The 26,413-nt window shown below is 43.0% G+C and carries 19 protein-coding genes and 1 other RNA gene; 11 read left to right on the forward strand and 9 right to left on the reverse strand.

What is annotated here, in order from left to right; all coding sequences use genetic code 11:
• Positions 1–63: 63 nt before the first annotated feature.
• Positions 64–1,896 (reverse strand): extracellular solute-binding protein, encoded by a 1,833-nt coding sequence (locus tag ACHUET_RS05735; protein WP_394211481.1) that lies wholly within the window; start codon positions 1,894–1,896, stop codon positions 64–66.
• Between the two features lie 231 nt (positions 1,897–2,127).
• On the opposite strand from ACHUET_RS05735, the gene tnpB reads away from it, so the two are divergent.
• A complete protein-coding gene (gene tnpB / locus ACHUET_RS05740) occupies positions 2,128–3,282 on the forward strand; it encodes an IS200/IS605 family element RNA-guided endonuclease TnpB (RefSeq protein ID WP_394211384.1) in 1,155 nt (384 codons plus the stop codon).
• Between the two features lie 258 nt (positions 3,283–3,540).
• Here tnpB and serC read toward each other — a convergent pair whose 3' ends face one another.
• The 5 genes from serC to ffs form a co-directional block, all read right to left on the reverse strand.
• Complete coding sequence (gene serC / locus ACHUET_RS05745; RefSeq protein WP_394211386.1) at positions 3,541–4,677, reverse strand: 3-phosphoserine/phosphohydroxythreonine transaminase; 1,137 nt, start codon at positions 4,675–4,677, stop codon at positions 3,541–3,543.
• Between the two features lie 92 nt (positions 4,678–4,769).
• Complete coding sequence (locus ACHUET_RS05750) at positions 4,770–5,684, reverse strand: DNA polymerase III subunit psi (protein WP_394211388.1); 915 nt, start codon at positions 5,682–5,684, stop codon at positions 4,770–4,772.
• A gap of 62 nt (positions 5,685–5,746) precedes the next feature.
• Positions 5,747–8,635, reverse strand: coding sequence for a M48 family metalloprotease (locus tag ACHUET_RS05755; protein ID WP_394211482.1), 2,889 nt, complete (start codon positions 8,633–8,635; stop codon positions 5,747–5,749).
• A 39-nt stretch (positions 8,636–8,674) separates the two neighbouring features.
• Positions 8,675–9,271 (reverse strand): LemA family protein, encoded by a 597-nt coding sequence (locus tag ACHUET_RS05760; protein ID WP_201598748.1) that lies wholly within the window; start codon positions 9,269–9,271, stop codon positions 8,675–8,677.
• Positions 9,272–9,480: 209 nt separating this feature from the next.
• Positions 9,481–9,577: signal recognition particle sRNA small type (ffs, locus tag ACHUET_RS05765), an RNA gene on the reverse strand.
• A 255-nt stretch (positions 9,578–9,832) separates the two neighbouring features.
• Between ffs and ACHUET_RS05770 the strand changes: the two genes are divergently transcribed.
• Positions 9,833–10,549: an SIMPL domain-containing protein gene (locus tag ACHUET_RS05770; RefSeq protein WP_394211390.1), complete on the forward strand. Its 717-nt coding sequence runs from the start codon at positions 9,833–9,835 to the stop codon at positions 10,547–10,549.
• 106 nt (positions 10,550–10,655) lie between these two features.
• Here the strand turns inward: ACHUET_RS05770 and ACHUET_RS05775 are convergent, their stop codons facing one another.
• Together ACHUET_RS05775 and glnA are read right to left on the reverse strand one after the other, a co-directional pair.
• Positions 10,656–11,348, reverse strand: coding sequence for a DUF4124 domain-containing protein (locus tag ACHUET_RS05775; protein WP_394211392.1), 693 nt, complete (start codon positions 11,346–11,348; stop codon positions 10,656–10,658).
• 222 nt (positions 11,349–11,570) lie between these two features.
• On the reverse strand, positions 11,571–12,980 hold the full coding sequence (glnA, locus tag ACHUET_RS05780; RefSeq protein WP_201598736.1) for a type I glutamate--ammonia ligase: 1,410 nt from the start codon (positions 12,978–12,980) through the stop codon (positions 11,571–11,573).
• An 809-nt stretch (positions 12,981–13,789) separates the two neighbouring features.
• Between glnA and ACHUET_RS05785 the strand changes: the two genes are divergently transcribed.
• From ACHUET_RS05785 to ACHUET_RS05805, 5 genes are all read left to right on the forward strand, one after another.
• Complete coding sequence (locus tag ACHUET_RS05785; RefSeq protein WP_394211395.1) at positions 13,790–14,413, forward strand: anthranilate synthase component II; 624 nt, start codon at positions 13,790–13,792, stop codon at positions 14,411–14,413.
• A gap of 83 nt (positions 14,414–14,496) precedes the next feature.
• Positions 14,497–15,618, forward strand: coding sequence for an anthranilate phosphoribosyltransferase (gene trpD, locus ACHUET_RS05790; RefSeq protein ID WP_394211397.1), 1,122 nt, complete (start codon positions 14,497–14,499; stop codon positions 15,616–15,618).
• Between the two features lie 72 nt (positions 15,619–15,690).
• Positions 15,691–16,566 (forward strand): indole-3-glycerol phosphate synthase TrpC, encoded by an 876-nt coding sequence (trpC, locus tag ACHUET_RS05795; RefSeq protein WP_394211399.1) that lies wholly within the window; start codon positions 15,691–15,693, stop codon positions 16,564–16,566.
• 107 nt (positions 16,567–16,673) lie between these two features.
• Positions 16,674–17,405 (forward strand): Smr/MutS family protein, encoded by a 732-nt coding sequence (locus ACHUET_RS05800; RefSeq protein ID WP_201598726.1) that lies wholly within the window; start codon positions 16,674–16,676, stop codon positions 17,403–17,405.
• Positions 17,406–17,577: 172 nt separating this feature from the next.
• Positions 17,578–18,210: a DNA-3-methyladenine glycosylase family protein gene (locus ACHUET_RS05805; protein WP_394211401.1), complete on the forward strand. Its 633-nt coding sequence runs from the start codon at positions 17,578–17,580 to the stop codon at positions 18,208–18,210.
• A gap of 40 nt (positions 18,211–18,250) precedes the next feature.
• Here ACHUET_RS05805 and ACHUET_RS05810 read toward each other — a convergent pair whose 3' ends face one another.
• Entirely contained in the window at positions 18,251–20,218 is a 1,968-nt protein-coding gene (locus tag ACHUET_RS05810; protein ID WP_394211403.1) for a mechanosensitive ion channel family protein, read from the reverse strand.
• A 400-nt stretch (positions 20,219–20,618) separates the two neighbouring features.
• Between ACHUET_RS05810 and ACHUET_RS05815 the strand changes: the two genes are divergently transcribed.
• The 4 genes from ACHUET_RS05815 (at position 20,619) to ACHUET_RS05830 (ending at position 26,340) form a co-directional block, all read left to right on the forward strand.
• Positions 20,619–22,556: a TonB-dependent receptor domain-containing protein gene (locus ACHUET_RS05815; protein WP_394211405.1), complete on the forward strand. Its 1,938-nt coding sequence runs from the start codon at positions 20,619–20,621 to the stop codon at positions 22,554–22,556.
• A gap of 348 nt (positions 22,557–22,904) precedes the next feature.
• Positions 22,905–24,329: an adenosylhomocysteinase gene (gene ahcY, locus ACHUET_RS05820; protein WP_371532068.1), complete on the forward strand. Its 1,425-nt coding sequence runs from the start codon at positions 22,905–22,907 to the stop codon at positions 24,327–24,329.
• 13 nt (positions 24,330–24,342) lie between these two features.
• The gene (metF, locus tag ACHUET_RS05825) at positions 24,343–25,191 is read left to right on the forward strand and encodes a methylenetetrahydrofolate reductase [NAD(P)H] (RefSeq protein ID WP_394211407.1); all 849 of its coding nucleotides are present in this window, start codon (positions 24,343–24,345) and stop codon (positions 25,189–25,191) included.
• Between the two features lie 288 nt (positions 25,192–25,479).
• The gene (locus tag ACHUET_RS05830; RefSeq protein WP_394211409.1) at positions 25,480–26,340 is read left to right on the forward strand and encodes a 16S rRNA (uracil(1498)-N(3))-methyltransferase; all 861 of its coding nucleotides are present in this window, start codon (positions 25,480–25,482) and stop codon (positions 26,338–26,340) included.
• Positions 26,341–26,413: the final 73 nt, after the last annotated feature.

Consider the following 26,413-nt stretch of genomic DNA (forward strand, 5'->3'; position numbering starts at 1 on the left):
GGTGACAGCCTATGCGTTTGGCAGTCAGCTATCATTAGACCAAATCCTGTCAAAAGGTACTGCTTACTGCTTCAAATATTTGTTGATGCGTCCTTCTGCCTCTTTATCCACCCACCAGTAATCGATGCCGACGGCGTTGGTCGGTAATGTGTCTGTATGACGGTATTGATCCCAGTAAGCAACGTTGGTGCCAGACTTGCCATATAATGGTACGACATAATGACCCGCTCGCAACAACCGATCAAGCACCTGCGTATATAACACAATTTCGTCACGATTCTTGGCATTACCAAGAGCCGCGGCCACCTCATCGACGGCTGCGTTTTTGATACCAGCACTATTGTGATTGCCAGGCTCGTCAGCCGCCGCACTACCCCAAAATGCAGCCTGCTCAGCACCAGGGGACAAACTTTGGGCAAACACATCGACGACCATATCATAATCAAAACGGCGCGTTCGCTCATAATATTGCGGCCCATCCACTTGGCGCAAGGTTGCCTCAAATCCTAAGCGCTTTAAATTACGAATATAAGGCAACAAGACACGACCCATGGTCTCGCCTGTCATCAAAATCTCAATTTGGGCGGACTGACCATTTGGCTGATATAGCTTCATATCATCATAATAAAACCCAGCATCTAGCAATAATTGCCGCGCTTTTAGTAATCCTTGTCGATTAAAGCCATTGCCATCACTGGTGGGTAGCTGCCATTCTGCTAAGACGGCTTTACGCTGAATCGGTTCAAGCTCAGACAATAAAGGCGTTAACACCTGCATCTCTTCAATAGACGGTGTACCAGTTGCCGCAAGCTCCGACCCGTGAAAGAAACTTTGCAATCGCTCATATTGACCATGAAACAAAGTTTTATTCATCCACTCAAAATCATAAGCAGCCGTCAGTGCTTGGCGCACCCTTATGTCCTGGAAGATTGGGCGGCGCAAATTCATCACCAACGCCTGCATCGGCACTGGATTTTGACTGGTTATGGCCTCTTTTTTGATAAGACCTGCTTTCACTGCAGGGAAATTATAACCACTCACCCAATTTGATGCTTTGTTTTCAGGGCGAAAACGATATTGACCAGATTTAAATCCTTCAAAGGCAATCTCATCACTTTGATAATAAACAAACTTAATCATGTCAAAATTGTAGCGACCACGATTGACCATCAAATCACGACCCCAGTAATTGGGATCACGTATGTAGCTCACCGAACGCCCCGCATCGACGCGTCCCAGCTTATAGGGCCCACTACCCATCAAGGGTGTCAGACTGATCTTTTCAAAATCTGCATCGATTGAGGATTTTGAGAAAACAGGAAACTGACCAACCGTCAGTAGGATTTCTTTATTCTCAGCAGAGACAAAGACAAATTTGACTTGCTGCTCGTTAATGACTTGAATGTCCTTAATATCACCCAAATAGCTGCGAATATACATCGGACCTTTATTTAATATTGCATCAAAAGTCGCTTTAACATCATGACTGGTCACAGGCGTCCCATCCCAAAAACGGGCAGCAGGATTGATGTGATAGACAATCCAGCTCGTATCGTCTGGATCATAGGTTACCTTGCTTGCCAGCTGTGGATACATGGTAAACGCTTCATTTAATGAGCCCGTCATCAAAGTATCATACAGATAATCCGTACCGATCATCGCCACACCCGTAGTCATCCATTTATTAGCACTGTTGAACGTACCGCGTGTATCTAGCGACAGCGTACCGCCTGACGGCGCTTTTGGATTGGCATAGGGCATATAAGGTGCATTAATATAATCAGTCGGGCTATTGTGCCCAAGCGCTGTCGTTGTAATAGGTGCCGCAATACTGCTCGGTATCCAGCTGACGGTGATGGCTAGCAAAACAGCTTTTAGCAGGGCATTTTTTCTTATCATAACGTTATAACAAACCTCTATGCTAACCAATTCAGGGGTGAATAATAAAGGCTGACAGCAAAATCGCGCTATAGCAAAATTTTATCATAACAAACTTAGGTTTTTTAACACCTTAGCGCAGAAGCCCCTTACTTCTAAAGTAGTGGGATGAATGCGTTGTTGGTAGTAACTATTTCTACATATGGTATTATTAATAATACCATATGTAGAAATATAAGCACCGTCTGTATGCCCACTCAAATTCTAAAAGCCCATAAAGTTAGGCTATATCCTAATGCCGATCAGCAAGTATTCTTTGCTAAATCATTCGGCTGTACGCGTTTTATTTGGAATAAAATGCTTGGTGATAAGATTAATCATTACAAAGACACTAAAACCACCCTAAACAATACCCCAGCTCAGTATAAAAAAGAGTTTGAATGGCTCAAAGAAGTGGATAGCCTGGCATTGGCTAACGTGCAGCAACAGCTAAGAGCTGCCTATAACAAGTTTTTCAAAAAAGGCTCAGGTTTTCCTAAATTCAAGAAAAAAGGTATCAAAGACAGCTATACCACCAACAATCAAAAGGGAACGGTAGCTGTCACACAAAACACCGTTAAACTGCCTAAAATAGGCCACATCAACGCCAAATTCCCTAATAAAATAAACGGCTTAATAAAAAGTGCCACCATCAGCAAAACCCCATCGGGCAAGTATTACGTCAGCCTATTGGTTGAAACGGTCGTTGAGCCACTACCAAAGACTCACTCTAATATCGGCATTGATTTAGGATTGACCCACTTCATCGTCTTATCAAACGGATGCAGAGTTGCCAATCCTAAGTTTCTAGCAAAGTTGCAAGACAAACTGGTGCGAGAACAAAAGATTTTAGCCAAACGTAAAGCGGTGGCCAAAGCGGATCAACGCAAATTATCAGAGAGCCGCAACTACCAAAAGCAAAAACTTAAAGTCGCTAAAGTCTACGAGAAAATAACTAATAGCCGCAAAGACTTTCTACATAAGCTCTCATTCAATATCACCAAAAACCACGATGTTATTGCTATTGAGAACTTGAATGTAAAAGGTATGGTTAAGAACAGAAAACTTGCCAAAGCCATATCGGACAGCGCTTGGTCGGTCTTTACCATCATGCTGGCCTATAAAGCGGAATGGTACGGTAAAACGCTTGTTAAAATAGACCGGTGGTATCCATCCTCTAAAACGTGCTCAGGATGCAGTCACTTGCTAACGAAAGCTGAACTACCGCTGTCGTCAAGATCTTGGAATTGTCCAAGTTGTCTGCAAGAAAATGACCGAGACCTCAACGCCAGTATCAACATCTTAAATCAAGGGTTGCTACTGGCTAAACACTCAAAAACTGTCGGTGCGACAGGGTTAGCTTAGTCAATTCGCTTAACCGCTGATACAGAATATCGTATCAAGTATGAGCGTTACCTAAGAAACCTCTAACTCTAAGGTAGTAGGTAGTTCATCCTAATGGTTTGCTATGTTACGCGGCATCAGTGCGACATCCATCAGTATTAGATGTAATGGCAGCAGATATTGAACGCTTCTTCCTAAAACTACGCATCGATAAATATACTCATAAAAAAAGACGCAACTTGTAAAAGCGGCGTCTTTTATTTTAAAGGCTATTATGACTTATGCATGCTTTTTTTCGAACGCTATCATAAAGTCGACTAATTGCTGTACCCACTCAAGTGGTACGGCGTTGTAAATACTGGCTCGCATACCGCCCACATCGCGATGGCCTTTTAGATTGAGCAAACCAGCTTTTTCTGACTCTTCTAAGAACACTTTATCAAGGCTACTGTCTGCTAAAGTAAATGGCACGTTCATGATAGAGCGATACTGAGGATCGACTGGGTTGTTATAAAAACGGCTGTCATCAATTGTATTGTAGAGCAGATCTGCTTTTTGCTGGTTGATTTCACCGATAGCAGCCACACCGCCCTGCTCTTCCAACCAATCAAACACCAGTCCTGCTAAGTACCAAGAGTACGTCGCTGGCGTGTTAGACATGGATTCTTTGTCTGCTTGATGCTCATAATTCAGTAGCATGGGGCACCACTCACTTGCCTGCCCCAATAGATCATCACGAATAATAACGATGACCAAACCTGCAGGACCAATGTTTTTTTGAGCGCCCGCGTAGATCATACCAAATTTAGATACATCTATCGGCTGTGACAAGATAGAAGATGACATATCAGCGATGATTGGTGCATCTACTTGTGGTGGCTCGAATATCTGTAGACCATGGATAGTCTCATTGGCACAGTAGTGAAAATAGTCGGCATCGTCACTCACATTCCAATCACTTTGGGCGGGTACAGTCGTAAAGTTGTCCTCTTTACCAGTCGCGACCAAGTTTATCTTACCCAGACCAAGTGCTTCATAGCGCTGGGCTTCTTTAATCGCCTTACCTGACCATGCACCAGTCGTCAAATAATCGCCGCGTCCACCATTGAGCAAGTTCAATGGAATGGCAGAAAACTGTAAGCTAGCGCCGCCTTGTAAAAATAGTACTTTATAGTTATCTGGTATCTCCATGAGCGTGCGTAGCTTAGCTTCTGCTTTGTCAGTGATCGCCATGTATTCTTTACTACGGTGACTGACTTCCATGACCGATAGGCCGCGACCTTGCCAGTCGAGCAATTCGCTCTGAGCACGCTCCAATACAGATGTTGGCATCGTGGCAGGGCCAGCACAGAAGTTTGGCAGACGATGCGGGGTACTATTATTAGCAGTGGGTGTAGACGTTTGGGTTGTAGACATAATCACAGTCCTAGGTATGATGAAATAAAGAAGCGACCTTTATTTCAGTTTGTTGATAAAAAAATTTATATCGATATCAGTTTTGATATGACTCAATGAGATATACGCTCCCACAGCTGACGTTTAGCATCACTATCCGCAATCATGTCATCTAATGTAGGCACAGTCATAAGGTTGGGGTGCTGAAGACCTTCAGGCAGTACTGTTAAGGCAGCAACTTTTATCTCTTCGCGCAGGCCAATTCTAAAGACATATCCAGCAAGGCTGGCATTGGCAAGCTCTACTGTGTCCATACCAGCGCAGATCGGGAATGAGGTCGTCTCATGAGTCATTGAGAGTGCTTGAGTGATATTGTTCCATAGCTTTTGGCTATCACTATTAAGTGCTTGAATATCAACCAATATCACCCAATCACCATAGCGTCCACCTTGTAAGCTAAATGATGCTACCTTTTTCAAGCTGTCGTCATTTACACTATCACTATTATGACTGCTTTGAGACAATTGATGTGGCGCAATAGGTGCAGTTGTTGACTGCACTACGTCATCTATAAAAAATGCGGCGGTTTGGTTTGATTCGATATCTGGACTATTATAAAGACTAGGTGCATTTGAAGTAGCAGACGCCTCATTGCTCACACTATCAAAACTATAGGTGACTGGGCTTTGCTCGGTGGCTGCCTGTTCATCAATACCTAAACCATGAGCATCGTTATTCACATTATCATGGTCATTGCTATAAGCGTCATTCGTATCATAACCACTGGTCGGCTGAACGACTGTCTCTATGGTTTCAGCGATGGCTCCAGCACTCGCGGGTTCATTATTTGCGGATTCAGTATCAATGGAGCCAGTATTTGAGTGCTCAACCGAATCTATCGTGATATCCGCTATATTTACGGTACTTGACTCAGGCCGCACCCATTGATTGATACCCATCATCGCTAGGATTTGGCGTTGCTGCACACGGCGCTGCAATACACTTAGCGGATCTTGGATATCACTCATACGACTCTACTATCCTAATTATGTTGTCTATATAGTTTTTTAGATGATTTTGGTAGTTCTTATCAAAAAAGCTGCCGTACGCCTAGCCAGCGCTCTGACATTGCGAGCAGGCAATCATATTCATCTTGGCTGATTATCGTATCGTGTAACATCACGGTATGCAATGTACTTAGCCATTGTCGATACTCATGATGAGCAGGTCTGATCGTGCTATCGTCATTATAATCTATTTGACTACCATCCTGTTGTCTCTCTGGATAATTAGTACTACCCAAAGTATTTGTGGGGCGTTTGATAGAATGACTAATAGATATAGGAACCGCAGCAATAATCGCTAATAATTGAATGCTATTTAATTGTTGTGCCGTTAATAACAACCATTGCAAGTTGACATCGCTCACTGTCGTCAAATCAATATCAACCAAACGCGCATGACGTCTTAAATCTACAATGTAATGCGCCACACTCTCATCACCTTCACTCAATAATGAGCGCTCATACATTGAGATCATCTGGCCTTTAGCATCTTTTGATAGGCGATAAGCCAGCAAAACCACCATCGACATCTGAGCATCGCTCAGTGCCCTAAATACCTGCCCTGAAGGATCTAGTTGTACCTTTACGCCTTCTATACCAGTTTTGAGTGTCTGTGATGATAGAGTTTGCGCATCCGTATCGTGTAAAACCTCAGATAACATCGGTAGTAACTGCTGTAATTGTAGCGCTTGCCATAGTGACAGTATGGGTGATTTTTGCCTCTCTACAGCTAATGAATGATTTAATGAATTCGCTGCTGAGTGACAGTCTTCACTCGATATTTTTTTATCTGCAGAATCACAAGCTAAGCTTTTAGTTAAGTCAGATGTCAGCTGTTGGTTAAATAACTCAACTATGCCTTGTTGATAACGCAACAACATCGTACGGCATTTTGCTTGTTTTTTATAGTACTGATCGCTTTCGTGACTGTGTTCGCTGTCACTTCTAAGCTTTAATTTTTTGATATGTATTTCAGATAAGTCATGTCGACGTAACTGGGCTAATGCAAATACAATCAAAGCACTGTCCAAGCGTCTATCCAAATTGGCCACTATGGTCAGTAGCTTAGCATCTATCCTATGCGGTAATACTTGCTTATGACTAGTAGTGTCACTTTCAATAGAAAAGCCCTCACCCCAAATATCATTCAAACTATAAGTGGCAGTCGTTAATAATGGTTGAAGCTGATGACAAAGCATGACCACTTCTATGAGCGCTTGCGCACCAAGTGGATGATAAATATGATCGAGTATATATTGCGGGAGTGACACCTTTTGAATATCGCTCGCTTCAATCAGTGTATCTTCTGGTAGGTCAGCGTCAGGTTTGGCCTGCCAAGGCTTCAGCAAATTATCGGTATTTATAGGTGCTATTTCTACCTGCAAGCGACCATCGATAATTGTATCTACCTCTTTAGTGAACTCCAGACCTTCATTTGTCTGGTTCTTACTGTTACTTGCAGCGTTATCAAAAATAGCGTTCTGCTTATGGTTTTTTTCTACATCAATACTGAATAATGATTGATGCGGCAATTGAGACTTTTTCTGTGAATTTTTGCTTAGGCTATTTTCTGTAATATCTCCCCAGTTTCCTGAGCGACGCTGCCGATATATTTCTTTTATTTTCTGCTGATTGATCCGCTTCTCTTTAGCGACTTGTACGGCAAACTTACGATAGGCATCAGCATTAATGGCACTCATACGCTCTATCAAGCTTGGATGAGTGGCAAACCAAGACACATCACCCAAGTCCGCGCCACTACTGGCAAAGAAAAAATGACTGAGTCCGTTGATATCAGCAACGCTCGATAATCGTGAGCCAAGTGAATCTTGGTGAATGGCTTTTAAAGTTTCTATGATCGCAGGCGAGCGCGTTAACTGCACGCTGGTTGCATCAGCAAGCAGCTCACGCTCACGATTAAAGCTGTGCTTAATCAACTGAGCACTTGCCATACTCGAGAAACTTAGACCATGGAGCAGTAATGTCCAGACACTACGGGGTGCTTGACGATCGATCGCAGGTCTACTTTGCACCCACCGAGACTCACGTTTGGCTGATGCCTGCTGTTGCTGTGATTGTGTCTGCCAGTACGCAACCCACTCACTTTGCGTGGTAAAACGGGCGGTCTGCGCCTCTATACTGCGTGCACGACTATCAACTTGTCTCTGTGAAAAAGGAATATCGGTGGCAATTGTATTATCAAGATAGCGACTGTTAGGAATTGGATCACTCCAATCATATAATATCTGTAGCCCAGCTAATACCACCATCAGCTGTAGATTGAACGTGGCATCACCATGTAATATATGACCATACTCATGACCAATTAGCCCGTATAGCGCCTCATCAGACAACTTATCTAGCGCACCTTGGGTGATGACAAGTACCATATCTTGGCTATGACGACCCGCGACGAAGCCATTAATACCTTGCTCATTAGGCAATACATATAAAATCGGTGTACTCAAACCTGCCGCAATCGCTAACTGATGGGCAATTTCATAATAACGACGATAGACGGGTGGAAAGTCGCGCTCATCGCGTACGGCTATATGACGTGGGCTATAGTGAACTTTCTCTTTGGTTTGATGTTGATGCGCCACCCCATGACTGTGCTCCCATGGTGCCTGACTGTTATCAATAAACAGTCTGACCGCCCCTACTCGCTGAGCAATAGCGCGACCACCCGCTCTTAAGCGCCGGTATTCTAAAAAACTCCCACCAACGAAACTGCCTAATATAAAGAGAATGACGAGTATCAATGCCCAATGATATATACCACCCGTGAATATCGTTAACAGCAGTCCCATGATAGCCAGTGCTACCGCCATATGAGCAAGCACAATCAGAAAAAACAGTCCATAGAGCAATAGACTGCGCCGTGTACGTATCCGCTGTTCACCAAAAAAATCCATCACCTGGGCTGCCTAACATTGGCCAAATTTATCTAAATCCTAGCCCAGATTAACATTCGGTGCTTTAGCAATGGCATCTCTGTCTGCGAATACCAAGGGACTAAGCGGACGAAAGCCAAAAGTCGTACTGACAAGATTGTTAGGAAACACTTCACGATCATTGTTGTAGAACATCACGCTATCATTATAATGCTGACGGGCAAAACCAATGCGATTTTCTGTGTTGGTCAGCTCATCCATCAACTCTCTGAGCATACTATCGGCTTTAAGTTCAGGATAGGCTTCTACCACTGCCGAAAACTGACTCAACGCTTTGGACAACATGCCTTCTGCTTTGGCAAATAGTGCCATGTGCTCTTGTGAATCTGGCTGATGCTTATGCGAGTCTTGTAGATTTTGAGCATGATTGCGTGCGCTAATAACTCGTGTCAGTGTCTCTTCCTCATGAGTCAGATAACGCTTGGCTGTTTCGACGAGATTTGGAATCAAATCATGACGACGTTTGAGCTGCACATCTATCTGCGCAAAGCCGTTCTTTGCTTGGTTACGTGCACGTACCAATTTATTAAATATGGACACCCCAAATACAATAATTAGCACCACAAATACAATGAACAGCCAAACAAACATCTTCATAACCAAACCTCAAAGTGTCTAGAATGTTAATAAACGTTAATGCATTGTATTTTAACTCATATTAATCAATGAAGCTTTTAATTTAAATAAGAAATCGAATGAAATTTTGGACAAAAAAAAGCCCTTTGCAATGAAGGGCTTAGTACAGAATACCAATGTATTAGGTACTTTATTAGAATATCTATCAAATTTTAGGCAAAAAAAAGCGACTCCATCAGCACATCCTCGGCACACATCAAATCTATTACCATTGCTACCTTCCGGTCCTGGCGGGATTCATAGAACAATGTTGCGAGGCTACCAATGGAGCCACCGGATGAGATTATACAAGGATTTTTTAATTTTACAACCCCTATCTCAAAACTGTTTGTTTTAATCGAAAAATAACCCAGTAACCTAGCTCACAAAATTCTCACAGCAACTTATACAGATTTTGCTATTTTAGTGAATGAAGTTGCACACATGTCCGCATTTAGAAATTGAGACGCACAACTTCCCATATGAAAATGGATTTTAAAAACATTCATATGAAGACTATTAAAAATAATTTAGGAGATAATAATGAAAAATGCTCTACTGAATAAAGCGGCACTCGCTTCTGGTACGGTTTGTTTAATGACTGCAATGATGGGCAGCGCCCACGCAGAGCCAACAGGCTACGACCAACTGACGTTTCAGACAGAAATAAAAGAAGAAATACAAAACGATGAAGTACGTGCCAGCTTATACAAAAAAGCACAAGCAACTGACGCTAAAACATTAGCGACAATGCTCAACACGTCAATCAATAATGCTATGAAAATTGCTAAACGCTATCCAAGCGTGACCGTCAGCACAGGGCAGCAGCGTACCTATCCACGCTATGACAAAAACGACAAAATCGTTGGTTGGACAGGTCAAGCAAACATAGACTTGAAAAGTACAGACTTTGCAGCAACCAGTCAGCTGATTGCTGATCTACAAGAAACCTTAGTCATGGACAATCTTAACTTTGGCGTCTCAGATACCAAAAAAGATGCGCTAGAGCAAAAACTAATGACTGAAGCATCTCGCGCTTTTCAGCAGCAAGCGAAGAGCCTGACTCGCGCTTGGGATGCGCGCGGCTATCGCGTCGTGAATGTTAATTTGAATACCGGTAGCAACTATCCACGCCCGATGTATAGCGCTATGAGCATGAAATCAGGAATGGCAGACGAGTCAGTACCAAGCCAAAGCTTTGAGTCTGGTAACAGCACTATCTCAGTCACTGCCAATGGTACAATCGAGCTGACCAAATAAATAGTAATAAGCTCATATGACGTTAAATAGAATCAATATATAAATAAAAAAGGCAGACGCGATGATCACGTCTGCCCTTCTTATTTATATATTATTAATGACTTTGTTACTGAGATACAGCGGCATTACCGCGCATTTTTAACAAGACCTTTTGGTGCCATGGCAAGCGCTCATAAGCCAAAAGCTGCTCGGCAAGCTTCTTCTTATTCTGTAGAATTAGAGTGTTTTGAATGACATGTACCGTACGATTGACTTGCTGCCCTGTTTGTCCTGATACCTTCTTGACTACAGCGCGGATGCTATGCGGGCCTGGCTGCAGATCGACTGTCGCGACAGAAGCACTTAATCCTTGGGCGATTTCTTTACCATCCAAATAGATACTCACTTGATCGCCATTCTGTAGCGCGGGCTTTACATCAAGCGCGATGACGATACTCTGTGCAGGGCGCTGATAGGCACGCTCAGTGCTCGGCTCAATCATACTCAACTGATAGTTGATATTCACCGCAGGTTTGGTGGCAGCGGCGGCTGGAAGGTCAGTATTGCCTCTGACCTCACTTGGCATTCCTTTTGAGGCGCTACTTTCGCCGGTATTGACGCTAGTCTGGCTAACTTGTTTTCCTGCTTGATCCTCATAAGACTGCGGACGATCGGTAAAAGTTACTTGACCTGTCTGCTCATCAATCACTTTGTAGATAGGTGCTGCGTTGCTGAGAGGCGCACAAAGGCTAGCCATGATAGCCAATGTTCCTAACTGTATATTGCCTCGTAACAAATTCCGCTTTGATAACAAACTCATAGTCAGTCAACCTAATTAGTATTTACTATTAATATACTTTTATAAAAACTATTATGCGATACTTTTGATGCAAAATCAGTAGGATTTGTTATGCAATCAATGGTATTTAAAAAAATATCATCCATTTATACCACTATCTTTTTAAACAGGCACAAAAAAACCAGCCAAGATTCACTTGACTGGTTCTTTTTTATTGAATTAACTTAACAGACTAATTCATTATTAGCAGCTGTAGTACATATCAAACTCGACAGGGTGTACAGTCACGTTTAGACGTTGTACTTCATCTTCTTTAAGTGCGATGAATGCTTCTAGCATATCTTTGGTAAACACATCGCCTTTTAATAAGAACTCGTGGTCATCACGCAGCGCTTGTAGTGCGACGTCTAGACTCTCTGCAACCGTTGGGATTTGCGCTTCTTCTTCTGGTGGCAAGTCATACAAGTTTTTGTCAGCTGCTTCGCCTGGATGCATCTTGTTCTGGATACCGTCAAGGCCTGCCATCAATAGCGCAGCAAATGCCAAGTATGGGTTTGCCGTTGGATCAGGGAAGCGTGCTTCAATACGTACGGCTTTCGGGCTGCTCACATGTGGCACACGAATAGATGCTGAACGGTTAGACGCTGAATACGCAAGCTTAATAGGTGCTTCATAATGCGGTACCAAACGCTTGTAGCTGTTCGTTGATGGGTTGGTAATCGCGTTCAATGCACGAGCGTGCTTGATGATACCACCAATGAAGTACAATGCAGTCTCAGACAGGCCAGCATACTCATCACCAGAGAATGTGTTTACGCCATCTTTTGAGATTGACATATGCACGTGCATACCTGAACCATTGTCACCAACGATTGGCTTCGGCATAAAGGTCGCTGTTTTACCAAACTGGTGCGCCACGTTATGGACAACGTATTTCAACTGCTGAACTTCATCTGCTTTACGTACCATTGTGTTGAACGCTACACCGATTTCAGACTGGCAAGACGCCACTTCGTGGTGATGAACTTCAACGCGGCCTTCGCCAACGATTTCTTCGATACGTTCACACATGACAGCACGCATATCGTGTGAGCTGTCGATTGGTGGTACTGGGAAATAGCCGCCTTTGACGCGTGGACGATGCGCCATGTTGCCCCACTCATAAGTCTCGTTAGTTGACCATGCTGCTTCTTCAGCAGTGATTTTATGACTGACGCCAGACATATCAACTGACCATTTTACATCGTCAAATACAAAGAATTCAGGCTCAGGACCGAAGTAAGCAGTATCACCGATACCAGTTGACTTTAAGTACTCTTCAGCGCGACGTGCGATAGAGCGTGGATCGCGATCATAGCCTTGTAGCGTTGATGGCTCAATAATGTCACAAGTCACGACGACAGTAACCGCATCAAAGAACGGATCAACGAACGCTGTTTCTGGGTCAGGACGCAAGATCATATCAGACGCTTCGATACCCTTCCAACCAGCGATAGATGAGCCATCAAACATTTTGCCATCTTCCATGACATCTTCATCGACAGTAGATGCTGGGAAGCTGATGTGTTGCTCTTTACCGCGCGTATCAGTGAAGCGAAAGTCAACCCATTTAGCATTAGAGGATTGAATAAGATCTAATAATTTGTTCGACATACATAATCTCCGTTGTGTTGGTCACGTTATTGCAATTTAAAATTGTTGGTGCCATTTCTTGTGCAAGAATTCCAGATGTCCTTCCAATACCAAACAGCGCATTCGATATTATGCTTATTATCAGCACTATTTGTCGTATTAGTCAAGACACTCATCTAAGACGCTTTCTTAATTAGACCAATAGTCATCTCAATGGTCTACAAACATCCTAAGTCAATTCTCATATCATTCTAGCAATATATAACTCGTCATGCTGAACTCTTCTGGCACTTATGAATAATTATTTTTAGACCCGTTTTTGTGGTCACTAATAATCATACCAGCATCAATGCAAAGACTATGCCAATATCTAAAAAACTACTATCTACCCCACTTAAAATAACACATTTCCAATAATTACAGCGCCTTATACCAAATTATTTTCATATGAAAATATATTTTTTCTAATAACCTTCGTATTAAGCAGTTATTAGATGCACTAATTATGATATTTTTGCACTGTATTAGTGCTTAAAAAACCTTGTAATTATTATATCGCTCTATTACGGTGCAATAATAGAATATCGATTTGCTGATTTGGCTCTGGTTGTGAAATCATTATGATCAAAGAAAAATATTTTTATGTAGTGCTTATTTAGCTAGCCTATGCTCTGCATTTGATAGAGAACAAAATAGTGGTAAGATAACCGCGCGCCATAACGCCCTCTGTCACAGTCATAGCTGCTTTTGTTTGGCAACCAAAGCCCTGATCAACAGTAGACGTATATCCCATATTACAAACAGAATAAAACTGATAAGTTGACACCTTCATGATTTTGATGATCGATAATTACGACAGCTTTACGTACAATATCGTACAGTATTTCGGTGAATTGCAGCAGGACATCACCGTTTGGCGTAATGATCAGGTCACTATCGAGCAGATTCGAACGTTAGCACCGGACGTGATTGTTATTGGCCCAGGTCCATGCGACCCTGATCGTGCGGGTGTTTCGCTCGAAGTTATCGAGACATTCAGAGGCATTATTCCGATACTTGGTATTTGTTTGGGTCATCAAGCGATTGGGCAGGCGTTTGGTGGACAAGTCGTCAAAGCAGGTGAAGTTATGCACGGACGGTTATCAGCCGTCTATCATAATGACCAAGGCGTATTTGCCGGACTACCAAACCCATCGCAAGTCACACGCTATCATTCACTTGTCATCGATAAGCGTACCCTGCCAGATTGCTTTGAGCTGACCGCATGGACGCAGAATGTTGATGGTAGTATCGAAGAGATCATGGGTATCCGACACAAGACACTTGCCATAGAAGGCGTCCAATTTCATCCTGAGTCCATTTTGAGCGAAGCAGGTTATCAATTACTTAATAACTTTTTACATACTTATGGCTTGGCAAAACTAGCATCAGATGAGCTACCACAGGTAGGCTAGTTTTGACTTAAGAACCTGCTTTCATTACTCTATCTCAAATCATAGACAGATTCACATAAAAAATAATCATAAGCGAGATCATCATGAGTACGACAAAAACAGAAGAAGCTCACACGCCAGAGGGTATTGCAAAACTGTCTGATGCCCAAATACATCAATTATTGACGACAGCTTTGAGTAGAATCTTTCAGCACATCGATTTGACCTTTGATGAGATGTATCAAGTGATGCTGATCATCATGCAAGGTAGATGTAGCGACGCGATGATGGGCGCTATCTTGACAGGTTTACGTATGAAAGGTGAATCTATCGATGAGATCACCGCATCAGCCAGTGCGATGCGTGCGCTAGCCGCCAATATTGAGCCAAAAAACTGTGACTATTTGGTCGACATCGTTGGTACTGGCGGTGATGGTGCCAATTTATTTAACGTATCGACTGCATCGGCATTCGTTGTCGCGGCGGCTGGCGCACAAGTTGCCAAACATGGTAATCGCGGTGTCTCAACCAGATCTGGTAGCTCAGATTTGCTTGAGCAAGCAGGCATCAGTCTTGCGCTGACTCCAGAACAAGCAAAAGATTGTATCGAGAACGAAGGGGTTGGGTTTTTGTTTGCGCCCAACCATCACAGCGCCATGCGTTATGCCAATCCTGTACGCCGTGAGCTAAAAGCGCGTACCATTTTTAATATTTTAGGCCCACTAACCAACCCTGCTGGTACGCCCAATTTAGTTATCGGGGTATTCACTGCGCAGCTCTGTGAGCCTATGGCAAAGGTAATGAAAAACCTAGGCGCACGTCATGTCATGGTTGTGGGCGCAAAAGATGGGCTGGATGAAATCAGTCTAGCAACCTCGACCACAGTTGCTGAACTAAAAGATGGTGAAATATCCGTTTATGAGATGATGCCAGAAGATGCAGGTATCGAATCTCAAACCCTGATTGGTCTCGATGTCGACTCTCCTGAGCAAAGTCTTGCACTGATTCGTGCTGCTCTGTCTGGTGCTGATACCCATGACCGTGCTGTACTTAAAGCCCGTGACATGATTGCTTTGAACGCAGGTGCGGCAATATACACCGCCGGACTTGCCAGCAACTATCCTAATGGCGTTAGCCGAGCTCAAAAAATTATCCAAAATGGTGATGCTTTACTCAAGCTTGAGTCTTTGGCCAAATACACGCAGCAGCTAGTGACTGAAGGTTGATTTATACGCACCAATACAGTGCAAAACTATATATCACTGCCTATTTACCTTTAACAACATTCGGATAACAGCATGACCAAAACTCATTCAGACATACCTTCGGTACTACAGCGCATTGTCGCAACCAAAGTAGAAGAAGTAAAAGCAGCTCGCGCGGCGCTATCGCTTGAAAATTTGCAAGCAAAAGTCGCAGCTGATAACAAACCGCGCCGAGGTTTTTCTGCTGCCTTACGTGCTGCTAGCACTGAAAATAATGGTATTGGCATCATTGCTGAAATCAAAAAAGCCTCACCATCTAAAGGTATTATCAATCACGATTTTACCCCTGCTCTATTTGCGCAGCAGTACGAGCAAGCAGGCGCCAGCTGTCTATCAGTGCTGACTGATCGCGATTATTTTCAGGGCGATGATACGTATCTTATTCAAGCGGCAAATGTCTCAAGCTTACCGATACTTCGCAAAGATTTTATGATTGATGTCTATCAAATATATCAATCTTACTTAATGGGTGCTGACTGTATCTTACTCATTATGGCCTGCTTAGATGACACGCAAGTAAAAGAGTTGCACGCACTAAGTATTGAGCTTGGCATGGATGTGTTGATAGAGGTGCATACACAGTCTGAGCTTGAACGGGCACTACAGCTACCACGCTCAGCACACAATATTTATGGTATTAATAATCGTGATTTAAACACGTTTGACGTTGACCTACAAACTACACTCGATTTAAAAAACATCTTAATCGAAGCACTCTCTACTGATACTGATGATGCCGATCAAAAACCATTGATTGTGACCGAGAGCGGCATTCATAGCAGTGATGATATTCGTCTTATGCTAAGTCATGATATTCAGCACTTTTTAATCGGTGAGCAATTTATGAAAACCGATCATCCGGGACAAGCGTTACAATCCTTACTTGCGGGCGTCGCAGTAGACGAGTAAAGTAACTCAATAATTCAGGCTTCAATAGAATCAGATAGCTTGAATAAAATATTTACCCTATAAATTACTCAACCTTTCATTCATCAATCAACGATACGTTAACTTTTATGTCAAACTCTCTGTTTTCAAAAGAAATGCAAGACCAGCTCAAAGAACTAAAAGGCCAATTAAGTAAAGGCCGTGATACTAATTCACCTGAAGGTGAAAACCAAAAGCCCACTGAGCCTGTTTCTTTACTGACTCAAAAACAAGTGAAAAAGACCGTCAAGCAGCTAGATAGTGAACATGTCGATGATGACAAAGTACTGTTCATGCAAGCTATGCATGGTGTCAGTCAGCTAGAAGACAAAAACGTACGCTCACCTACTAGCACGGCAAGAGCGGGTAAACCTGATGCAGCAACACTATCAAAACGTGCGGCCGCTCAAGGCAGTGAAGCTAGTGATTTAGGCGCTGGCTTGTCAGATATGCAAGCCCTACTAAACCCTGTCGCTGCTGAAGCCTATTTGTCATATAAGCAGCCAACCTTGCAAAATAAAATCTTTGATCAGCTCAAAAAAGGTAAGTTGCGTTGGTACGATGCGGTAGACATTCATGGCTGTACGATAGAAGAAGCACGTGACGCCATGACGCAACTGCTAAGCCAAGCGAAGCAAAAAAATGAAACCATGGTAAAAATCGTCCATGGTAAAGGTAGCGAAGCGATTCTAAAAACCTGTATCAATGGCTGGTTACGCCAATTGCCAGAAGTATTGGCGTTTTGCTCTGCGCCGCCAAAGGATGGTGGCAATGGTGCGGTATTGGTACTGCTCAAAAAACCTAAAGCAGATGGCGAATAGAAGTCATCGCTTATGATAACTCTATTAAATAAAAAAGGACTGCTTATTTGCAGTCCTTTTTTTATCTATAACTCGTATATCAATCTTTAACGATTTTCCCTTTAATATGTGCCTCCTACCCTTTACTATTGGATTCACTCGAGCACTGTTTAATTAGTCAAGCGAAGTCCTTATGAGTATCAAAACCATTGAAAATAAACAAGCACTACAGGAAAACATCACCGCATTAGTTGCTATCGAACCGAAATTTGCTGCTATCTACGAGCAGGTTGGTCTACCTGATCTTAGGCACAATGCAGGTGGGTTTGAGCAATTAATGAGAGCGATGGTTGGTCAGCAGCTGTCTGTCGCCGCTGCGGCAAGTATCTGGAAGCGGTTGGTTGATGCAGCGTTGACAACGCCGCATAAAATCGATGAAGCAACTGACGAGGCTTTAAAAGCTCATGGATTGTCTAAGCAAAAAACTCGCTATATCCGCTCTTTAGTCAATCATGATATAGATTTTATGGCTTTAGAAAACATGCCTGATGAAGAGGTCGTAAACACACTTACCGCGGTTACGGGCATCGGACGCTGGACCGCTGAAATGTACTTGCTCTTTTCTTTAAAACGCGCAGACGTGCTTGCTGTCGATGACTTAGCCATTAAGGTTGCAGCGATGGAGTTGCTAGGCTTAGCAGAACGACCAACACCCAAGCAGCTCAAAAACCTCACTCAGCACTGGTCACCTTATCGCAGCACTGCCAGCTTACTGCTTTGGTCATACTACGGCTTATTACGCAATAAAACCGCAGTACCTTTATAGCTGACCGTGTAGAGTGATTGCCTATATGGAAAAACCGTTTCTAAGGCTGATTCCATATAGACAAGCTAAATTTGTTTTTAGTATGCTTAAATTTGCTTTTTCTTAGCATACGACTTTTGTGTTTGAGCGCTTTGAGCGCGCCCTTTCTACTGACAGTTGCCATAGATGACTTTTGATTATTTGCCATATCATCGTTAGCATTGTCGGTATCTTTGTTGATAATCACACCGTCAGAATTATTATCATTACTTTCTAGACTGACATTTGTTTCATTGGTATTCGTATTGCTATGGTCTTCTGAAACATCATCTTCTGTTTCAACAGTATTGTTTTCCATATGATGTTCAAGCTCAGCTTGATTGACGATTAGCTGCTGGGTTGGTAATGCATGTTCAACATCATATTTTGCGACTTGGTTTAATACATCAACGAATACCACGTTTTGCTTATCATAAAACTCCATCACATCATTGGCATTGATATATGCCTGTAGCTGAATGACATAACAGTCCTGGCGTAGCTCTAAAATATTAACCTGATTCCATTCTTGATTGGTCAAGTAATGCTCATTTAAAAACTCATCTAAGTCTTTGACCATCTTGAAGACCACATCAATATCCGCGGTACGCTTCAGATATAACTGATGAAAGAAGCGGAACATATCACGCGAGGTAAAGTTTTCAATTTGCATCGATGAAAAATCACCGTTTGGCACCGTGACAACGGTCCGTGTCAATGTGCGCACACGTGATGAGCGAATACCGATGTCAATAACAGTGCCTTCATAAGTGCCAAATTTGCAATAATCACCGATACGTACTGGTGAATCCGCGACGACGACGACACTACCAACAAGGTTTTCAATGGTTTTTTGTGCACCAAGTGCCAATGCCAAACCACCCACACCCAGTGCAGCAATACCCGTGGTTAAGTCAAAACCCAAATTACCAAAAATGACAATGACCGCAAATATTAAGAGTAGTGCTTTGACGACTTTTCGCATCAGTCCCAAGATTGAGACACGCTCAGTATAGTTTTTCTTATAGCTTAGGTTGACCGCTCGAGTAAATATCGCATCAATAACTCGTAATAGCAGCCAAGTTAGTGCAAGCCAAGAAGCAATATCAGTAAAGCGATTAACTGGTTCGCGCAGCGTGACGGAAACGCCTGCATAGACCATCACTTCAGATAAGATCAGTGCCATAATGACCACAGAAAGCGGCAGTATCACTTTGTCAGGTAATGGCAAAGGCACACCGCGCACACGAGGATAAACAATTCTCAATAGATGGTATAACAGCCATACTGCGATATAAGTGAGGACAAAGCTACTCACAATCATGGATAGCGCAGCGACCAAATCAGCCAGTTGATAACCAAAGAGTTTTTTACCATCTAATGAATCCACCGTGTAGCGCGATACCAAAGTCGGCTCTGAGTTTTCTATCACTTCCGGTATAGAACTCAGCGTCTCACTTGAGAACTGCCAATACTGCTCGTTCTCTTTAGAGACCACTCTTTCTAGTAACAACGACACACTTTTTTCACCGATGTTAATCACACCGACATTTTCTTGACTGGGTGGTAGTTGATCGGTGAGATTGCCCTCAGGGGTATTACTGATTTGCAAATCAGGTTGGAATCGCCCACCCGCATCGAGCGCTTGCTTAAACTGACGTACGACTGTCGTTGGGTTATCAGACTTGGATAAATTGAGATAGTTACTTGCCAGCAAGTAGTCGTTTTCGCCCAGCGCACTGATAAAACCCTGTACGGTATGACGCGGCGTATCTCGCCCAAATGAATCAGGTAAAGGTGTAGCTACCGTCTCTTCACTACTATCACCACCAACGCCAAGCGCACCAGCGTCAACAGCAAAAGCGGTTTTTGGTAACACAATACTTAATATCATCGCCAGCAAAAGCATTACGACCGCAAATGGTATCTTAAGAGTAGAGTTCGATGAAGGGGATGCGGTACTGGGAGTCAGATTATGCTGAGTAGACAAAACAAACCTCTTAACTTTATGAGTGGCACAATGAAGAACACATAATATCCGCACTATGATAACAATTATTTATAACAGCAGTGCTTTTGATTATAGGTTTTTGTCGTTAACTGTGTGAGTTAGCTATTTTATCGCTCTGTGCAATCTCTTCCGCTTACTGAAAATGGTAGGCGTTAATAAAAAAGTAGCTCTCTAATGAACAATTAGCATCTCATGATGAATTATATTCATCCTACCGTGAAGAAACATTAGGTTAAAGTGGTTTATAAAGGCGGAACTTTTGTAGATAATGAGCGCAGTTTTGCTTATATACTGTTTTTTGTAACTTTTGACACCTTTTACGTCTTAATAGTTATTTCTTATGTCTGCATTTTTCAATCTGATTACTTTGGAATCAACCATGTCTTTATCATGCTCATCTTCACGCACCTATCTTCGCTTAAGTATTTTAAGCGCACTTGGTTTATTCGCAGTCAACACAGCGACGGCGGCGCCCCTTGAGGCAACCAATACTAACGATAGCGAGATACCACAAGTTGAGCTTGATAAAATTGTTGTAACAGCGACACGTACGCCTACCAAGACCAATAATGTGATTGCGCAAACTCGTATAATTGATAAGGAAGAATTACAGCGTTATCAAGGTCAAACAGTCACTGATGTATTGAAAAATCAACCTGGTATCAACATTACGCAAAGTGGTGGCATGGGAACCACCAGTAATTTTTATATGCGTGGTTACGACAGTAAGCAGGTATTGGTGCTTATCGATGGTATTCGCTACAGCTCGGTATCTTTAGGTAGCCCATCGCTGAATTTATTGTCAGCAGATCAAATTGATCGCATTGAAATTTTATACGGCGCTTCAGGATCTAGTCTTTATGGCTCAGATGCGATGGGCGGTGTCATTCAAATTTTCACTAAGGGCAATAGCGTAGAACAATCTAATGTTTCCACTACCATTGGTTACGGTAGTAACAATCACTACCAAGTCGGCGTGACAGGTCAACTTAAAAATGACACTTCGACGCTGAGCTTAGGTGTCAGTCGCAACGAAACTGATGGTTTTAACGCTATTGCTAATCGTAATTCTTTTGATTATAACGCTGATGATGATGGTTTTGAATCTACCAATGTCAGTTTGGCACTGCAGCACAAGTTCACAAATGCATTGAGTGCAGGGATTAGCGGCTTATATTCAGACTCTACGACTGAGTTTGACTCAGCCGGAAAAGTCATTCCTTACGCCTACTCTGATCAAAAAAACGGTAGCGCTAACGCCTATTTGCAATATAAAACCCCATTAACTCTTACTAAACTGAGCTACGGTCAAAGTATTGATAAATCAACCTCTCACGATAACAACTCTATCAGTTATGACAATGGTAGCCAGTTTGATACCACTCAAGAGCAGGCACGCTTAGAGACTAGTATAAACGCGCAACCTGGTACAGTTACTGTCGGTGCAGAATGGTTATCACAAAAACTAGATGCTTCAGATGTTTTAGACTTCTCAAACTATCCTGATCCTGCTGTTCAAACGGCTTATGACCCTGACGACAGAGATGTTAAGAGCGCTTTTGTAGGTTATCAATTAGCAGACACTTATTATGATTTGCAAGCCAACTATCGTGTAGATGACAACTCACAATATGGTAACGAAAGTACATACAACTTAGGAGCAGCCATACGCCCGCTAGCGGGTATGCGCATCGGTGCAAATTATGCCACGGGCTTTCGCGCACCAACCTTTAACGACCTATACTATCCAGGTGATAACAATCCAAACCTAAAGCCTGAAAGAAGTGAAAATACTGAAGTATTCGTTGAATACGCTAATGATATGCAAACTTCACGATTGACAGGCTATCACACGGACGCAGAAGACCTTATTGCAAGCGGTACGAACATTAGTGAAGCAAAAATAAAAGGCTTGAGTTTGACCTCAGATTGGAATATGAATGACTTTATATTTGGTCTAGGATATGACTACTTAGACGCGAAGAACAAAACCAGAACTAATGCCAACTTTGATCAACAACTTCCTTACCGCCCTAAAAATAGTGGTTTAGTTTATATCGGATATCAGCAACCTACGTTCGATATGCGCCTCGAGGCAAAATATAGCGATGATAGACTTACAACTGAAAATAATGAACTTGATAGCTATACGCTATTTAACGTAAGTGGAAGCGCCTATATCACACCTAATCTACGTGCTAACTTGCGTGTAGATAATATTACTGATGAAGATTATACACTTGCCAGCCAATTCGGTAATGAGTACGCCACAGAAGGTACCAGTTATTTCACCTCTCTAACGTATAACTGGTACTAATTTTGGCTAAGTAATATCAAAAAACATTAAAACAAAAAAGGTCATCTAAAGGTGGCCTTTTTTATGGCTATAGATTCCTGTTTAAAGTTTTATCTGTCTAAGCCGTCAGCTATTTATCTCAGTCAATAGGTGACAATTAACCACTCATCTATTACAATAACGACCTCCGAGAGGTGTTGCGCCATAAATATTGGTAGCCGTGTTTGTATTCAAACGCTTGCTATTCATTGCTTATGTTAGGCTCGGTTAACTGCTCAGTGTCCATCATTTTGGCCGCTCGCAGCGCAAACAACGGCACCTGCGTTTTTATTCTTTTTATCATTCGTTAACCACTGATAGGAGCATATTATGGACGCAGTGTCTACTACACCATCTGCCCATACGATCGATCCCTCTTTCACTGACTATAAAGTCGCTGATATTAGCCTTGCTGATTACGGCCGCCGTGAAATCACTCTTGCCGAAGCCGAAATGCCTGCTCTGATGGGCTTGCGTCGTCGCTACGAAGCGGATCAACCGCTTAAAGGCGCCAAAATCGCTGGCTGTATCCACATGACCATTCAAACGGCCGTACTTATTGAGACACTAGTCGCATTAGGTGCTGAAGTACGCTGGACCTCATGTAATATCTTCTCAACTCAGGATCATGCTGCTGCGGCTATCGCTGCTGCTGGTATCTCTGTTTATGCTTGGAAAGGCGAAACAGAAGAAGAGTACGAATGGTGTCTGCGTCAGCAAGTACACGTTGGCGGCGAAGCATCAGGCCAGCTGTGGGATGCCAACTTAATCTTAGATGATGGTGGTGATTTGACCGCTTTGATTCATGATGAATATGCAGAGCTTCTTGACAATATCCATGGTATCTCAGAAGAGACCACCACTGGTGTACACCGTTTGGTTGAGATGTTGAACAAGGGCACGCTAAAGGTGCCTGCTATTAACGTCAACGATGCGGTTACCAAATCGAAAAATGACAACAAATACGGCTGCCGTCATAGCTTAAATGATGCCATCAAACGCGCAACAGACATGTTCCTTGCTGGTCGCCGCGCCTTAGTTATCGGTTATGGCGATGTAGGTAAAGGCTCTACACAAAGCCTACGTCAAGAAGGCATGATCGTACGTGTCTCAGAAGTTGACCCTATCTGTGCGATGCAGGCATGTATGGACGGTTTTGAAGTACTATCACCATACATCGATGGCGACAACACTGGCGGCGCAGACAGCATTAACAAGCGCTTGCTTGAAGACACTGACATGATCGTCACCACGACTGGTAACTATCACGTTTGTGATAGACATATGCTAGCTGCCCTTAAGCCTGGTGCTGTTGTATGTAACATTGGTCACTTTGATACTGAAATTGACACACAGTTTATGCGTGATAACTGGCGCTGGGTTGAGATCAAGCCACAAGTTCATCAAATTTTCCGTTCAGACGATGAAAACGATTATTTGATCTTGCTTGCTGAAGGTCGTCTAGTAAACCTAGGTAATGCTACTGGTCACCCATCACGCGTCATGGACGGCTCATTTGCCAACCAAGTACTGGCACAGATGTATCTGTTCGAAGAAAAATTCGCTGATCTACCGACTGACGAGCGCTTTGATAACTTGTACGTAAAAGTATTGCCTAAGAAGTTGGACGAAGAAGTGGCCGCTGCGATGGTTGCAGGCTTCAACGGTACACTAACCAAGCTGACTGAAAAGCAAGCTGAATATTTGGGTGTGCCTGTCGAAGGTCCATTCAAACCTGACGCTTATAAATACTAAAAGGAGCCTGACTGTGAGTAAGCCCGCTTTCTCCTTTGAGTTCTTTCCTGCAAAAACCGAGCAAGGTCACGAAAAGCTTCTCAGTACTTATGATGAGCTAAATAAGTTGTCACCGGCGTATTTTTCGGTGACCTACGGTGCGGGTGGCTCAACTCGTAGCCGTACCTTAGACATCGTGCAAGCACTAAGCGTACGCGGTGATACTGAAATTGCGCCGCATATGTCTTGTATCGGTGATGACAAAGCAGAAATCGCTGAGTTGCTTGAGTTTTATAAGAGCTTAGGCATCCAACGTCTTGTCGCATTGCGTGGCGACTTACCGTCAGGTCAGGTTGGCATGGGTGAGCTGCCATTTGCAGTAGATTTGGTCAAGTTCATTCGTGAGCACTCAGGCGATCACTTCCATATCGAGGTGGCGGCCTACCCTGAGATGCATCCACAAGCACGTAGCTTTGAGTTTGATGTTGACAACTTGGTGAATAAGTACCGCGCTGGTGCCAATGCGTCGATTACGCAGTTCTTTTATAACGCAGACAGCTATCTATATCTGCGTGATACACTAGAGAAACGCGGTATCGATATCAACGCACAGCCGTTGGTGGCTGGTATTATGCCAATCACCAACTCTAGCAATCTGATACGCTTTGCTGATAGCTGCGGTGCTGATATTCCACGCTATGTACGTAAACGCTTGGCTGACTTCGGCGACGATAACAAAGCCATCCGTGAGTTTGGGTTTGATGTGGTTTATCGCTTATGTGAGCGCTTGATTAGCGAGGGTGTGCCAGCCATGCATTTTTATAGCATGAACAAAGTCGAGCCAAACAGACGCTTGGTTGAAGCACTGGGCTTAACCGCCTAGTTATTGATATTTAAGTACAAATCTAATTGATTGATTTTCAACTGGCGCTCTTAGGAGTGCCAGTTTTTTATTGGAAAAATTTTGGGCTATTACCTTTTATATTTTATAAGATACATTTCATCTTAATTACTTTTTTATTTTTGCTTCACTGTGCGATAGTATTATCTATAGATAAAGTGACTCCGCTGAACAATAATTATCATAAAAGCCATGCCTTTAGATAGCTCAAGTGATATTCTATGGACCCGATAATAAACGCTCCCAATCAAATAATAGGAATAAGACCACGTGCGACGTTTTTTTTATGCCATTAATAATAACAATGCTGATGCTATGCCTTTACCTAAGCTGGGTGACATACCTCTAGGGAGCCACGTTGAGTTGCCAGACAGCATCGTCCATCATTGGTGCCGAGTGCTGCGTGCCAATATCGGTGATCAAGGTATCTTGTTCGATGGATTTGGTGGTGAATATAAGGTAGAGCTACAAACAATCAGTAAAAAAAACGCGACGGCTACCCTCCTCACTCATCTAAATGATGATCGTACGGCGTCTGTTATTAGCAAAATTGGCTTAGTAATGAGTCGCGGCGAGCGTATGGATTACGCGATTCAAAAAGCAACAGAGCTTGGTGTGACTGCCATACAGTTACTCAGTAGTCATCATGGTGAGGTCAATCTAAAACCCGCTCAAGTGGACAAAAAACTGGCTCACTGGCAACAAATCGCTATAGCAGCCTGCGAGCAATGCGGCCTTAATCGCCCACCTCTGATACTTGCCCCACTGTCTATCAATGAATGGCTGAACCATTCTGATTCTTTGAATACAGCAACAATAGTCAGTCCTGTCGTCTCCACACTCAGCCAAGATACTTATTATCAAGTGCTACACAGCGCTGCAGATCTACGTATGCAGATGAGTGTGCCTGCGGCAGGACAACCTGCAAAACCCGAGAAACTGGCCTCGGTTCTCAAGCAAGAATCTCCTTATATTGAATTATTGATTGGTCCTGAAGGCGGTCTCAGTGACGATGAGTGTCAAAAAGCAGAATCTGTAGGTTTTATGCCTTGGCAAATTGGCAGTAGGGTATTACGTACAGAGACAGCACCGGTGGTTGCATTGACTACTTTACTCGCTTTGTATGGTTAAAATTAGTATTAGTAATGAGATTTACTATCATTTATAGACATTTTAAAATAGAACTTTTGTTTTATATTGTGTA

The organism is Psychrobacter piscatorii (assembly GCF_043641605.1).
GTDB classification, from domain to species: domain Bacteria; phylum Pseudomonadota; class Gammaproteobacteria; order Pseudomonadales; family Moraxellaceae; genus Psychrobacter; species Psychrobacter piscatorii_C.

Excerpts from the sequence above, each read along its gene's own strand:
- tnpB (WP_394211384.1), top strand. The coding sequence starts at position 2,128 with ATGCCCACTCAAATTCTAAAAGCCCATAAAGTTAGGCTATATCCTAAT.
- serC (WP_394211386.1), bottom strand. The coding sequence starts at position 4,677 with ATGTCTACAACCCAAACGTCTACACCCACTGCTAATAATAGTACCCCG.
- ACHUET_RS05750 (WP_394211388.1), bottom strand. The coding sequence starts at position 5,684 with ATGAGTGATATCCAAGATCCGCTAAGTGTATTGCAGCGCCGTGTGCAG.
- ACHUET_RS05755 (WP_394211482.1), bottom strand. The coding sequence starts at position 8,635 with ATGGATTTTTTTGGTGAACAGCGGATACGTACACGGCGCAGTCTATTG.
- ACHUET_RS05760 (WP_201598748.1), bottom strand. The coding sequence starts at position 9,271 with ATGAAGATGTTTGTTTGGCTGTTCATTGTATTTGTGGTGCTAATTATT.
- ACHUET_RS05770 (WP_394211390.1), top strand. The coding sequence starts at position 9,833 with ATGAAAAATGCTCTACTGAATAAAGCGGCACTCGCTTCTGGTACGGTT.
- ACHUET_RS05775 (WP_394211392.1), bottom strand. The coding sequence starts at position 11,348 with ATGAGTTTGTTATCAAAGCGGAATTTGTTACGAGGCAATATACAGTTA.
- glnA (WP_201598736.1), bottom strand. The coding sequence starts at position 12,980 with ATGTCGAACAAATTATTAGATCTTATTCAATCCTCTAATGCTAAATGG.
- ACHUET_RS05785 (WP_394211395.1), top strand. The coding sequence starts at position 13,790 with ATGATTTTGATGATCGATAATTACGACAGCTTTACGTACAATATCGTA.
- trpD (WP_394211397.1), top strand. The coding sequence starts at position 14,497 with ATGAGTACGACAAAAACAGAAGAAGCTCACACGCCAGAGGGTATTGCA.
- trpC (WP_394211399.1), top strand. The coding sequence starts at position 15,691 with ATGACCAAAACTCATTCAGACATACCTTCGGTACTACAGCGCATTGTC.
- ACHUET_RS05800 (WP_201598726.1), top strand. The coding sequence starts at position 16,674 with ATGTCAAACTCTCTGTTTTCAAAAGAAATGCAAGACCAGCTCAAAGAA.
- ACHUET_RS05805 (WP_394211401.1), top strand. The coding sequence starts at position 17,578 with ATGAGTATCAAAACCATTGAAAATAAACAAGCACTACAGGAAAACATC.
- ACHUET_RS05815 (WP_394211405.1), top strand. The coding sequence starts at position 20,619 with ATGTCTTTATCATGCTCATCTTCACGCACCTATCTTCGCTTAAGTATT.
- ahcY (WP_371532068.1), top strand. The coding sequence starts at position 22,905 with ATGGACGCAGTGTCTACTACACCATCTGCCCATACGATCGATCCCTCT.